Here is a 13150-nt window from a genome sequence, read left to right on the forward strand (position 1 = left end):
GGGTGCTGCGCTACAAAGCCGGCTTCACTTCGAAGGTGAAGCTGGTGCTGCCGGCCAGCCCATTGGCGGCCACGCCCTGCACCACTACCCGGTAGCTGCCCACTTGGTCGGAGGTGTAGAACGTGGGCGCGGGGCCCGCACCGGCCCTGATTTCCGGGTTCCAGTAGAGCAGGTTGCGGAAGTCGGGCAGCCGGCTCTGGCGCTGCTGGGGCGTTTCGTAGCGGGGGGCGTAAAATTCCCGCTGGCCTTGCAGGCCTTCGTATTCTTGCAACAGCGCGTACGCGGCAAGGGGAAAGCCGGCCAGGTCGCCCTTGTAAGTGGCGTAGCTCACGATGCCGTTGAATACCTGGGGCCCCAGGATGTAGCGCTTGGTGACAACATCCAGCTGCTTGATTTTCAGCGGGTCGAAGGCCATGATGCGGTTGGTGTCGAAGATGGGCAGGCCGTCCAGCAGCACCAGCGGGTCCTCCAGCACACCCCGGGCGTCGTCGTTCATCACCAAAAAATGAAAGCCGTCTTTACGGATGCGCACCAGCACGCCCGGCACGTATTCGCGCATCACCTCCTCCAGCACCTTGAAGCGGGTGTAGTCGTCGAGCCGGTAGTGCTCGTCCGGCTTGCCGTAAAACGCCAGGCTGTCGGTGCGGGGAGCCCGGTACGCCACGGGCGGGCCCTGGTAAAACTGGCGCTGCACCCCGGCTTGCACGTGCCGCCGCAGCAGGGCGGGGGCCAGGCCCTCGCGCAGCCCGGGGGCCCCGGGCCGCGGGGCCGCGTACTGCCGCGCGAACGGGCTAAAAATTTCCACCTGGTAGAGGCTGTCGCGTCGGCCGTCGGGCTGGGCCACCAGCTGCTGGGTCCCGTACAAGTCGCCCACTTCAAACTGCACGCTGCCGCCGGCCTTGCTGATGGAATTGTAGAGCTGGATGCGGCGGCTGGGGGCGCTGAGGTAGGCCGTGACGCCCACCGCCGGGGCCCCCGTGGCGCGGCTCACCACCCGGCCCCGCACCAGCTGGCCGTGCAGCTCGGGCAGGTAGGCCAGCGAGTCGGGCCGGCCGGCCAGCACGGCGGGCCACCGGAACCGGCTCCAGCCCTGGGTCAGCATCAGGTCGTCGGCGGCGGCGGCGGCTTCGGGGCTGGCGGCCAGGTAGTAGTCCGGGTGTTCCACGGGGCCCCGCAGGTCGGCGGTCAGCCAGAGGTAGCTGGCCACGTCGGGCCCGCCGGTGGCCGCGAGCGAATCGAGCTGGTACACCGCTACCGACAGGCTGGCGGGCAGGGGCGCGCCCGGGGCCCCGGCGGCTAGCTGCAAGGTCACCTTTTGGCGGGGGCCGTACTGGGGCTGGTCGGCCCGGGCGGTGAGGGGCAGCTGGGTAGCGGGCGGCCGAAAGTAGAGCCGCTCGCACACCGGCTGCTGGTGGCCGTCGAACAGCGTAAAATGCGAAATGCCGTCGGCCAGCCGTTGCTTGTTCACCACGAAGCTGGCCTGGCCGTCGCGCAGCCGGGCCCCAGCCGCCACGCCGATTTGCTGCCCGGTGTGGCCCAGCAAAAAGAGGGTGTCGGTGGCCAGGGCCGCGCCGCTGGCCTGCACCACCACGCGCAGCTGCGCGGGGCCGGCCTCTTCCAGGCGCAGCACGTAGCCCTGCTCGCGCACCGGCGGCAGCGGGCAGGTAAAGGCTTGCCCGTTGGCGGTGACGACGGCCGTGTAGGCCGCGCCGGCCCGCACCGGCGTGAAGGCGAAGCTGCCCAGGCCAAACTGCCGCGTTTGGAAGTGCGCCACCACAGCCCCCGCCGCGTCCAGCACGGTGCCTTCGGCGGCCACGCCCCGGCCGGTGCCGTCGGTAATTTTGAACCCCACCCGGCTGCTGAGGCCCCGCACCAGGTAGCCGCCCTCGGGGAAAAACTGCGGGTCGTAGGCCGGGGCCGGGCGGGCCGGCGGGGCCCCCGCCGGGGCGTTGGTGTTCACCACGGCAATGCTGGTTTGGAAGTACAGCCCGGGGTCGAAATTGCGCATCCAACTGGTGTAGGCCCGCACCGTGTAGCGGCCCGACGCCAGGGCCGCGGGCAGCACCAGCGAGCCGTGCCCGGTGGCGTGCCGCAGGGCAATGGCGGCTTGCAGCACGGGTTGCTGCGCGCCGTCCAGCACCTCCACGTAGGCCACCTGGCTGGCCGGTAGGGGCCGGTGCCCGGTGCCCTCCACGGCGTAAATCTTAAACCACAGCGTTTCGCCGCTCGCGTAGCAGGGGCGGTCCAGGTGCAGGAACAGCTTCTCGGTGGGCGTGCGTTGGGCGTAGCGGGCCAAGCGCTGGCCGGGGCCCCGGAGCGAGTCGGCCTGCCCAAACGCCGGGCCCGCGCCCAGCAGCCCGGCCAGCCCCAACCCGGGCAGAACGGCCCGCCGGAGCAGGCGGCGCAGCGAAGCGGCAATCAGCGAACGGCGAACGGTCATGGGGCGGGCACGCGGGGTAAGGGTAGTAACAAAAGCGGTATCAACCAAAAGGCTATGGCCAGAAGCTTGGTTTTACGTTGGTGCCCCGCAGGCGGCAGTCCACGCAGCCCGCCGAAGCCCCGCTGTACCCCATCAAGGTCCCGTCTCTGCTATTGTACAGCTCCTCGAGGGGCAGCGACGTGGGGCTGCTGAAGTACGATTGGGCGGCGCTCAGGCGCACGGTATCGGGCGGGACGCACGTTTCGTAGCCGGTTTGGAACTTGATGGAGCGCGGAAACGAGCTGTTGTCGATGAACAAGCGCCGCTCCGTGACGGTGGTGGCCCCCACGTAGCCCAGCACCGGCTCGGCGGCGTCCTGGAGGCAGTGCACGTTGCCGGTGAGCTGCGTGGGCAGCGGGTCGAACAGGGTGCCGATGTCTTCCGTGTTCTTTTTTAGCTTTTCCCAATAGGCGTATTCCTCCGGGGTTTGGGCGTATTGCCGCACCAGCACGCTGTACTTGATGCGCAGCTTCGCGGAGTTTTCCGGCAGCGAAACCACGGGGAAATTGGCTACTACGTCCTGGCTCAGCGCCGTGGTTTTGCCCAGCGGAATGGTGGTGGAGGGGGCCGTGGCCCAGCAGTGGTAGATGTCTTCCGTCCGCGGTTCTATGACGCGGGTATTCGGGTTGTACATTAAAAACGACGGGTAGGCCGACCGGAATTCCCACGTTTCAACGTAGGTCCAGCGGTAGTAGCGCGTAGCGCTGGTGGCGTCGTGGGCACTCACTTGCACGTGCACGCCCAGGGCGTCCCGGTCCCACGACAGGTTGTCGATGGGCGGGGCCAGCTTGGCCGCCACCAGGTCCGATTCGTAGTCGCGGCCGGCGGCGGTGTGCAGGTGCAGCTGGTACTTGCGGGCGGGGCTCAGGTACAGAAAGGCCGAGGCGTAGGTGCCGGCCCCCAGCTCGGCGAGCGGGTAGCGGGCCCCGGCGTCGTCCTGGAGGTAGCCGGTGGCCCGCGTTTCGGCCGGCGGCGGCACGGGGTCGTTCAGGCCCTTGGTGCGCGAGAGCCGGATGGTGCTGATGCCCTGGAGGTTGACGAAGCCATCAACGACTAGGTAGCTATTGGGCGCGCTGATGACGTCGGGCGCGTAGGGCTCGACGCACCCCGCCAGCCCCGCCCCCAGCGCCACGGCCAGGGCCCCCGAAAAACACTTTCTCAAACGCAGCATGGCGGCAGTTAAAACTTGAAATTGTAGGTGACCGACGGAATGGGCTGGCCGAAGAGTGAGAGCTGGTAGCCCGAAATTTTACCGTCCACCGACTTGAAATACACCGAGTACGGATTTTTGCGGCCGGTCAGGTTGTACACCGAAACCGTCCAGGAGCTGCGGGCCAGCCGCTTCACCTTGTGGCCGCCCTCGATGTTGAGCGCAAAGTCAACCCGGTAGAAGTCGGGCACCCGGTAGGCGTTGCGGTCGGAGTAATACACCCGCTCGGCCCCGCCGATGACGTACGTGGCCAGCGGCAGCGTAATGGGCCGGCCGGTGGAGTAGTTGAAGTTGAGCGACGTGCTGAAGCGCCTACTGAAACGGTAGTTGCCCACCAGCGTCACGTCGTGCGGCTTGTCGAAGTTGCTGGGGTAGTAGTTACCCCCGTTGATGCGCTCGGCCGGCGTGCCCGGGTTCACCCGCACCAGCGAGCGGGCGTAGGTGTAGCTCAGCCAGCCGTTAATTTTGCCCGTTATCTTCTTGATGGACAGCTCCACCCCGTAGGCCTTGCCCTCGGCGTTCACCAGGTCGGTTTCGAGGTGGTGGTTGAGCAGCAGCGAGGCCCCGCTTTTGTAGTCTACGAAGTCGTGCACGGCCTTGTAGTAGGTCTCGACCGACGTCTCAATGGTGTTGTGCTTGAAGTTGTGGTAGTAGCCCAGCGCCACCTGGTCGCCCACCTGGGGCCGGATGTAGGCGTCGCTCAGCTTCCAGATGTCGGTGGGCGACACCGTGGCCGTATTCGACAACTGGCTGATGTACTGGCGCGTGCGGTTGTAGCTGGCCTTCACCGAGGCGTTGTCGGCCAGCGCGTACCGCACCGACACCCGGTACTCGGGGCCGTGGTAGGTGGCCACGGCGGCCCCCGCGCCGTAGTGCAGCGTGTCGCGGGCCCCGCCGGGCGAGGGCGGCTCGCCGGGGGCGTACTGGGCCACGTCGCGGGGCCCCAGCGCCTGGTAGAGCGAGTAGCGCAGGCCCAGGTACACGGCCAGCCGGGGCGTCAGGTTGAGCTGATCCGACACGTAAAGGGCGCTTTCCTGGGCCTGCTCGTGGGCCAGCGCGTCGGGCAAAATCAGCGACGCGCTGCCCAGCGGGGCCAGCGTGCCGGGCGCGGTGCGGTAGCGCAGGGTGCTGCCCCCAAACTCGACGGTGTGCGTGGCGTTGTGGAAGTAGCTGAAATCGGCCTGGAGGCCCACCTGGCCGATGCCAAAGGTCAGGGCCGAGGCGTTTACCGGGATTTTGTCGTTCGTGATGCGGTACTGGTACTGGCTGGCGGTGCCGGTCAGCACGCCGTACAGCTTGTTGCCGAAGATGTGCTTCCACTTCAGGCTGGCGGCCCGGTTGTCGTAGGCATACGCCGTGTCGGCGGCCAGCTTAAACCGGTCGTGGCTGAGGTAGCCGGTGGCGTACACGGTGTTGTTGGCGTTGAACTGGTGCGTGATGTGGGCGCTCACGTCATAAAACGAAGCCGCGCTTTGGCGCAGCGCCTGGCTCGGCAGCGTGTGCAGCAGCCAGTCGGAATACGAAGTGCGGCCCCCGATGATGAACGAGCTTTTGCCCTTGGCCAGGGGCCCCTCCAGGGTGAGGTGGCTGGTGAGCAGCCCGATACCGCCCGTGCCGGCAAACTGCTTGTTGTTGCCGTCGCGGGTGGCAATGTCGAGCACCGACGAGATGCGCCCGCCGTAGCGGGCCGGAATGGCGCTTTTGTACAGCTCCACCGATTTGAGCAGGTCGGAGTTGAAGGCCGAAAAGAAGCCGAACAGGTGCGAGGGGTTGTAAATCGTCGCGTCGTTGAAGAGAATCAGGTTCTGGTCGGTGGCCCCGCCGCGCACGCTGATGCCGGTGCTGCCCTCGCCGATGGTTTTCACGCCGGGCAGCAGCATCACCACCCGCAGCACGTCGATTTCGCCGAAGGCCGTGGGCACCTGGCGCAGGGTCTTGATGTCGAGCCGCTCCAGGCCCATCTGCATACCGGCCACGTTCTTGTCCTTCTCCGCCTCCACCAGCACTTCCTTGAGCGCGGTGATGTCCTCGGCCACTTCCACGTCCAGCTGGCCGTCGGCGCGCAGCACAATCCGGCGCTGGGTATTCTTAATGCCGATGCCCCGGATGTTCAGCACGTGGGGCCCCACGGGCAGCGTAAGGGAGTAGTACCCAAACTGGTCGGTGGTCGCCCCGATGGCCGGCGACACGACGTACACCGCCGCCCCCAGCACCGGCTCGCCCGATTTGGCCTCCCGGATGTGGCCCGCCAGGGTAGCCCGGCCGGTGCCGGCCGCGCTCGCCGGGCCAATCTCGTAGAGCCGCGCCGGGGCGTCGGTTCCGCGGGCCGTGGCCGCGGGGGCCCCCGGCCCGGTGGCGGGGGCGCTGCTGGCTACGGCCCCGGGGGCCCCGGGGGCCCCGGGGGCCCCTTGGAAGTAGCCGTCCGGCAGGGCGGTGGGCACGGCCGCGCCGGCCGTGAGGAACACGTTGTGCTCCTCGTCGATGGCGAACCGCAGCGCCGTGGGCCCTAGGGCCTGCTGCAACACGCTGGCCAGCGGCTGGCCCTGCGCCTGCACCGTGAGCCGCACGCCCCGCACGGCCACCGAATCGAAGAAAAAGCGGTACGGGGTCTGGGCTTCAATCCGCCGCGCAAACGCTTCTACGCTCAGGTCCTGGAAGTTACCGCTGACGAGGGGCGCCGGGGCCTGGGCGTAGCAACAGAAGCTGCTGGCCCCCAGCAGGGCCATTAGAACAAGCGCATAGAGGTGTTTCATGCATGCAAAACCGGGTAGAGGATGCTGGTGGGCGGTGAGCGGGTTAGGGGGTGCTGGCCGTGGGGGGCGGGGCTAGGGTGGCGTAGTAGCGCACCACGGCCGCGATGGAAAGCTCGCGGCTGGCGGCTCTAAACGTCAGCTTTTGCGCTCTAATGTAGGCACGCAGGGGCCCCTTGCTTTCCGGAAATAAGCGCAGCAGTTCCTTGGCTCTGCTGACGGGGTAGTAGTGGCGGTTTTTATAGAGAAAAACCTCGTCTATTTGGGATATTTCGCCCTGCATGCCTTCTAAGGTGGCGCGCGTCTGCACGTCTTTGCGGCGGGCGGCCAGCACCCGCACGGGGCCCTCCACCAGCAGGTCGTAGTAGCCCGTCGGTGCGGGCGAGCCGGCGGAGTCGGCCACCAGGCGAATGAAGGTGTGGCCCCCCAGGGCAAACCGTACCACTTTTTCGTTCACCAGGTACATCTCCGTAACGCCCGGCGGCACCCGCAGCACCAGCTGGCCTAGCACCAGGTCGTAGCGCAGGGGCACGCCGGTGTACGTGTTGCCGTCGTAGTCCACGGTGGCCAGCTGCGGCGTGGCCGACTCAAAAAAAGGCTGCCCTTTGACGAAGGACTCGATGCGGCCCGCGTAGGCGGGGCCGTTGTACAGGCGCGACTCGACGCCCAGGGCCGCTGCGTAGCGCTGGCCCAAGGCCGCCAGGGCGCTGGAATCGGGGCCCGCGGCCTGGCCCAAGGCCTTATTGCTCAGTAGTAATACGAAGCACAGGCAGCAAAGCAGCGGGGTTCTCATGCGAAGTAGCTGGGCCGGGCCCCTGGGTTGAAGCGTGGGCGCGGGCCCCTAAAACTATGTCAGTGCCGGAACATACAGGATGCCCACAGTGCCGCCACGGTTGCACGGGCCTGGGGCGCCGGTAAAATTTAAAGGCCAGGACCGTTTAGCCCTCCGCTGCTGCTCGCGGCTTGCTGCCTTCCTCGGACGAGAGCCGGACGGCTGGCGGAAATTTGCGTGGGCCGTCTGGCCGTCGTGTGGGCCCGGGCGGCGAATATTTTTATCCCGCGGGCTACTTCTGTCCGTAATTTGCTGTTCGTTCTGGTCAGCAGCTCGTAAAATTAAATCCTTATCCCCCTCGCTCCATGAAGCTCCGCATCGAAGACGACACTCTCCGCCTGCGCTTGTCCGACGCCGAAGTGCGGGAGTTTGCGGCCACGGGCCGGGTAGTGGCGGCGGTGCACTTCGGGGCCGCGGCGGGCCAGCAGCTGACCTACGCCCTGGAGCGCGCCGAGGCCCCCGCCGTGGGCGTGCGCTACGCGCCCGGGGCCCTCACGGTGCTGGTGCCCGGGGCCCTGGCCGACGCCTGGACCGGCACCGCCCAAAATGGCTTTTCGGAGCACGTGGCATTGGCCGATGCCCAGCAGCTGCGTATCTTAGTAGAAAAAGACCTCGACTGCCGCCACTAACCACAGCGACTCATAAATATATCATTCATACGCTTTCAGCCTGTCCCACCCCATGGAAGATTCTCCCACCAACGACCCCAGCAAAGCCGGCAAAGCTGAGCAGCAAGGAGCCCAAGACAATAAGCCCAAGAGCGGCGAACGCGCGGAGCAGGGCGAAGCGCCCGCCCCCGACCACTACCGCCCCGACCCCCAGATGGACCGCGACCAAACCCACATTCCGGCCCCCGACAACACGGGCGCCAAGTACCAGTACCCCGTGCTGGCCCAGCCCCCCGAGGCGCTGACCGGCCTGAAGCTGGAGCCGCGCATGAAAATCGCCGCCGGCGTCACGGCCGTTATCAAGTCGATGGAGTTCAGCTGGACCGAGGGCGGCGTGAACCGCGGCACCCGGGGCCTGCTGAAAATGAACCAGAAGGACGGCTTCGACTGCTCGAGCTGCGCCTGGCCCGATCCCGACGACCACCGCTCGTTTGCCGAGTTTTGCGAGAACGGCGCCAAGGCCACGGCCTCCGACGCCGACGACCGGGCGGCGGGCCCCGAGTTTTTTGCCAAGCACAGCCTGGCCGACCTCTCGCGCATGACCGACCGCGACCAGAACAACTCCGGCCGCCTCACGCACCCCATGGTGAAGCGCCCCGGCGGTACCCACTACGAGCCCATCGAGTGGCCCGAGGCGTTCGATATTATTGGTAAAGAGCTGAACGCGCTGGCCTCGCCCGACGAGGCAATTTTCTACACCTCGGGTAAGGTGCCCAACGAGCCGGCTTTCTTGTTTCAATTATTTGCCAAGCAGTTCGGCACCAATAATTTGCCCGACTGCTCCAACATGTGCCACGAGAGCAGCGGCGCGGCCCTAAGCCCCACGCTGGGCCTGGGCAAGGGCTCCGTTACGCTCAACGACTTGTACGATGCGGAGGTCATCCTCATCATCGGCCAAAACCCGGGCACCAACCACCCACGGATGCTGTCGGCGCTGCAAAAGGCTAAGCAAAATGGCGCCAAAATTATCAGCATCAATCCGTTGATTGAAGCCGGCCTGAACCACTTCAAGAACCCGCAGGACTTCATGAACCCGCTGAAGGCGCTGGGCGTGCTGCTCGGCGACGGTACCACCATCACCGACCTGTTCCTGCAAGTGCGCGTGGACGGCGACATGGCCCTGCTGCGCGGTATCATGAAGCACCTGTTCGAGGCCGAGGACCGCAACCCGGGCAAGGTGGTCGACCACGACTTTGTGAAGGAGTTCACCACGGGTTTCGAGTCGTTCGAGCAGAACATCCGCAACACCAGCTGGGAGGATATCGAGCAAATTAGCGGTATCAGCCGCGCCGATTTGCTGGAAGCAGCCAACATGCTGGCTACCAAGCAGAAAATTATCACCTGCTGGGCCATGGGCGTGACGCAGCAGCGCCAGGGCGTGCAAACGATTCAGGAAATCGTGAACCTGCACCTCATGAAGGGCGCCATCGGCAAGCCCGGCGCGGGCACCTGCCCGGTGCGCGGCCACTCCAACGTGCAGGGCGACCGCACGATGGGCGTGTGGGAGCAGCCCACCAAGACGTTCCAGGACGCGCTGGGCAAGGAGTTTAAGTTCCAGCCGCCCTACGAGCACGGCCTCGACGTAGTGGACAGCCTCAAGGCCATGTACCACGGCAAAACTAAGGTGTACTTCAGCCTGGGCGGCAACCTGCTGGCGGCGGGCCCCGACACCGAGGTCATCGCCGAAGGCATGCGCAAGCAGAGCCTGACCGTGTACGTGGGCACCAAGCTCAACCGCGGCCACCTCGTCACGGGCACCACCAGCCTGCTGCTGCCCTGCTTCACGCACCTTGACATTGACATGCAGAAGGCGGGCCACCAGATGACTTCGTGCGAAAACTCGATGGGCGTGGTGAGCCAGAACAAGGGGGCCCTGGTGCCGCTGCCCGGCCAGATGCTGAGCGAAGTGGCCATTCTGGCCGGTGTGGCCATTGCCACGCTGGGCCCCGACCGCACCGACGTGGCCGACTGGGTGGCCATGACGGAGAACTACGACGTGATCCGCGACCACATTTCGCGCGTGATTCCCGGCTTTGAGAAGTTCAACGAGCAGCTGCGCAAACCCGGCGGCTTCTACCTGCCCAATGGGCCCCGCGAGCGGAAGTTCACGACCGCCAACGGTATGGCCAACTTCAGCACCACCGAGCTGGAGAAGTACACCCTGGAGCCGGGCCAGCTCGTGCTGATGACCGTGCGCAGCCACGACCAGTTCAACACGACCATCTACGAGTACAACGACCGCTACCGCGGCATCTACAACGAGCGGCGCGTGCTGTTCATGAACAAGGAAGATATTGCTGAGCGCGGCCTCAAGGCCAAGGACCTCATCGACATTACGAGCCACTACGAGGGCGAAGAGCGCACGGTGGAGAAATTCGTAGTGGTGCCCTACGAAATTCCGCGCGGCAACGTATCGGCCTACTTCCCCGAGGCCAACCCGCTGGTGCCCATCGCCAGCGTGGCCAAAGTCAGCAACACCCCCACCTCTAAATACGTGGTGGTGACGGTAGCTCCCGCCAAAGTGGGCGCTGCCCCGCAAGTGCGGAAGCCGCGCGCGGAAGCTGTGCCCGCCTAGGGCCCCAGCGGCTTTTTAGGATGTGAAAAAGGCCCTGCTACGTTACGTAGCAGGGCCTTTTTGTGCCGAAGCTGTTCATTAGAATTCCTGAATAGCTCTGCTGTTTCTAGTTGCCTTTCGTTGTTACGAGACGCTACCCCTGGGGGCCCTAAAATGGGTAGCCGATGGCCAGGTTCAGGCGGCCGGTGTGGCTCACATTGCCGGCGTCGTCGACGGGGGTGCCGTAGCCGGCGCGCAGGGGCACGGCGTAGTCGAAGCGGATGACGAAAAACTGAATGTCGATGCGGATGCCGGCGCCCGCGCCCACGGCCAGCTGGTTGAGGAAGGAGCTGGCGTTGAACTGGCCACCGGGCCGGGCGGGGTCGTTGTTCACGAGCCAGATGTTGCCGGCGTCCATGAACAGGGCCCCCTTCACGTAGGGAAACAAATCCTGGCGGTACTCGATGTTGCCCTCCAGGCGCATGTCGCCCACCTGGTCGTAGAAGCTGTTGTTGACGTCTTTGCCGGTGGGGCGGTAGGTGCCGGGGCCAATGCCCCGGGCGGCAAAGGCGCGGATGGAGTTGGGGCCCCCCACGCCGTACTGCTTGATGTAGGGCAGCACGCTGGAGTTGCCGTAGGGGCGGCCCACGCCGGCCAGCAGGCGGCCCACGATGCGGTTGCCCTTGGCCGGGTCGGCCGAGAGGCGAAAGTACTCGCGGATTTCCAGGTCGAGCTTGGCGTACTGGCTGAATACTTGGTTGCCGATGGTGTACTTGCCGTCAGCATTCTGCGTGCCTATTTTGCTGGAAATTAGCGCGGCCAGGTTGCCGCTGGTTTCGATGCCGCCCTGGAAATAGATTTGCTGGCGGCGCTGCTCCAGCGTCTGCTGGTTGTAGGTATAGCGGTAGCTGCTGGCCAGAATGAACTGCTCGCGGAAGGAGTTCTTCAGGAACGGCTTGCGGTCCAGTAAATTAGTAAAAGCAGTATCGGTGTTCGAGAGCCGCACGTACGACACGTCGATGGGCGTGATGACCTGCTCGTTGGTAATCTTGGTTTTAAAGCTGTAGCCGTAGTTCAGGTTAAAGAGCTGCTCGGTGAAAAACCCGGCCCGCGTCACCAGCTTGATGCCCGCCCCAAAGGTGGTGCGGGGCTGGAAATCGGAGTTCACCAGGCGCGGGTTGAAGAACGGCAGGTTGGGCACGATGAGGCGCGGCACGAGCAGCTGCGCATCTACGCCCAGCTCGTAGCTCGTCAGGCCCAGGGCCCCCGAGCCGCCGGCGTTGCTCTGCGTCTCAGTCGAGGCCGTGGCGTTCACCAGCAGCTGTTCGGCCCCGCGGAAGGCCGAGCGGTTGCGGAACGTCACCTTCAGGGCAGGGCCCACAAAGCCGTTGCTTTTGCTGACGAGGCCCAGCTCGGCGCGCAGGCTTTTCTTCTTGAGCTGGGTCATCAGCACGTCAGCATCGAGGCGGCCCAGGCCTACGGCTCCGCTGAGGGCCGGGAACTGCTGGGTAGTGCCGATGTCCGTCGAGTCGGCCCGCAGGCTGGCCGGGGCGTTGGCGCGGTAGCGGGCCGTGGGGCCCGCCGAGTCGCCGGCGGCCACGGGCCGGAACCGGATTTCGACGAACTTGAACGTGCCCAGGCTCATGAGGCGGCTCAGGGTCTGGTCGCGCCGCCTGCGGCGGTACAGGCTATCGGGAAAGATGAACGTGGCCCGCGCAATGGCCTGGGCCCGGAACATCTCCTCGTCGGGGAAGTACCGGAACCGGTCGGCCATGATGGGGGCCCGGTTGGTGGTGTCGGTCAGCACGTAGTTCGTGTTCAGCGTCACGTGGCGCAGCTGGTAAGGCTGGCGCGAGCGGGTCGGGGTGGTGCCCTTCACGGTCACGAACACATTCAGCTCCTTGTGGTAGGTGCTGTCCACTTCAAATAGCAGCGCATCGGCTGAGAAGTAGTAGTAGCCCTGGTTTTTCAGGGCCTCGTCGATGCGCAGCCGCTCGTTGGTGAGCACGCCCAGGTCGTAGGGGGCCCCCACTTTCAGCAGCGTGTTGGGCGCCGTGGCCCGAATAGCGGTGCTAAGCAGCGTGTCGCCCGGCGGAAACGTGACGCTGCGGATAGTATAGGCCCGGTCCACGGTGGCCTTATAATCCACCTGGGCCGTGTTGGCTTTTTCCTTGACCTCGTGGCTCACCTTGGCGGCGAAAAAGCCGTGGTTGTAGAGGCGGTTGAGCATCAGGTTCTCAGTGGCCGGAATCTTCACCTGCGAAAGTAGCACCGGGGCCTCGCCCAGCTTGTCGGCAAAGAAGTGGCCCAGGCCCTTAGTTTTGCCCTCGCCCAGGTGCCAGAAAAACAGCTTTGGTCGCAAGCCCAAAAACGAGAAATTGGGCTTAGGCCGCACCACGGCTTCCAGCTCCGTTACCAGGGCCGACTCGTTTTTGGGTTTCTCGGGGGCCTCAATTTTTACCGACGAGCCGGTGTACAGCTTCTCGTTGGCCGGAATATATTTCAGCCCCGAGCAGGCCGACAGCCACAGGGCCGCGCCACCCACGAGCAAGTAGCGAAAACGGAGCGGAGAGAGTAAATGGGTCAACAGCAATACGATGGGATTAAAAAGGTGCGCGGGCTGGCGCGCCCGGAGGCGGCGGGCTGGGGCCCCCGGG

General features: G+C 65.5%; 7 protein-coding genes. 2 read left to right on the forward strand and 5 right to left on the reverse strand.

Going from position 1 to position 13150, the window contains the following annotated elements; all coding sequences use genetic code 11:
* Positions 1-10: 10 nt before the first annotated feature.
* The 4 genes from DDQ68_RS16985 to DDQ68_RS17000 are packed head-to-tail and all read right to left on the reverse strand — an operon-like array spanning position 11 to position 7232.
* The gene (locus DDQ68_RS16985) at positions 11-2440 is read right to left on the reverse strand and encodes a hypothetical protein (protein ID WP_109657371.1); all 2430 of its coding nucleotides are present in this window, start codon (positions 2438-2440) and stop codon (positions 11-13) included.
* A gap of 52 nt (positions 2441-2492) precedes the next feature.
* The gene (locus DDQ68_RS16990) at positions 2493-3650 is read right to left on the reverse strand and encodes a DUF4249 domain-containing protein (protein ID WP_109657372.1); all 1158 of its coding nucleotides are present in this window, start codon (positions 3648-3650) and stop codon (positions 2493-2495) included.
* Between the two features lie 8 nt (positions 3651-3658).
* Positions 3659-6442 carry a TonB-dependent receptor gene (locus tag DDQ68_RS16995; RefSeq protein ID WP_109657373.1) on the reverse strand — a complete coding sequence of 928 codons (2784 nt, stop codon included), beginning with the start codon at positions 6440-6442 and terminating at the stop codon, positions 3659-3661.
* Positions 6443-6485: 43 nt separating this feature from the next.
* Positions 6486-7232 carry a hypothetical protein gene (locus DDQ68_RS17000; RefSeq protein ID WP_109657374.1) on the reverse strand — a complete coding sequence of 249 codons (747 nt, stop codon included), beginning with the start codon at positions 7230-7232 and terminating at the stop codon, positions 6486-6488.
* A gap of 344 nt (positions 7233-7576) precedes the next feature.
* Between DDQ68_RS17000 and DDQ68_RS17005 the strand changes: the two genes are divergently transcribed.
* Both DDQ68_RS17005 and DDQ68_RS17010 read left to right on the forward strand, forming a co-directional pair.
* Positions 7577-7900 carry a DUF7009 family protein gene (locus DDQ68_RS17005; protein WP_109657375.1) on the forward strand — a complete coding sequence of 108 codons (324 nt, stop codon included), beginning with the start codon at positions 7577-7579 and terminating at the stop codon, positions 7898-7900.
* Between the two features lie 52 nt (positions 7901-7952).
* Positions 7953-10514, forward strand: a complete 2562-nt coding sequence (locus DDQ68_RS17010) for an FdhF/YdeP family oxidoreductase (protein ID WP_109657376.1) — start codon at positions 7953-7955, stop codon at positions 10512-10514.
* 148 nt (positions 10515-10662) lie between these two features.
* On the opposite strand, the gene tamL is transcribed toward DDQ68_RS17010, so the two are convergent.
* Positions 10663-13080: a translocation and assembly module lipoprotein TamL gene (gene tamL, locus DDQ68_RS17015; protein ID WP_162550190.1), complete on the reverse strand. Its 2418-nt coding sequence runs from the start codon at positions 13078-13080 to the stop codon at positions 10663-10665.
* Positions 13081-13150: the final 70 nt, after the last annotated feature.

The organism is Hymenobacter nivis, assembly GCF_003149515.1.
Classification (GTDB): Bacteria; Bacteroidota; Bacteroidia; order Cytophagales; family Hymenobacteraceae; genus Hymenobacter; species Hymenobacter nivis.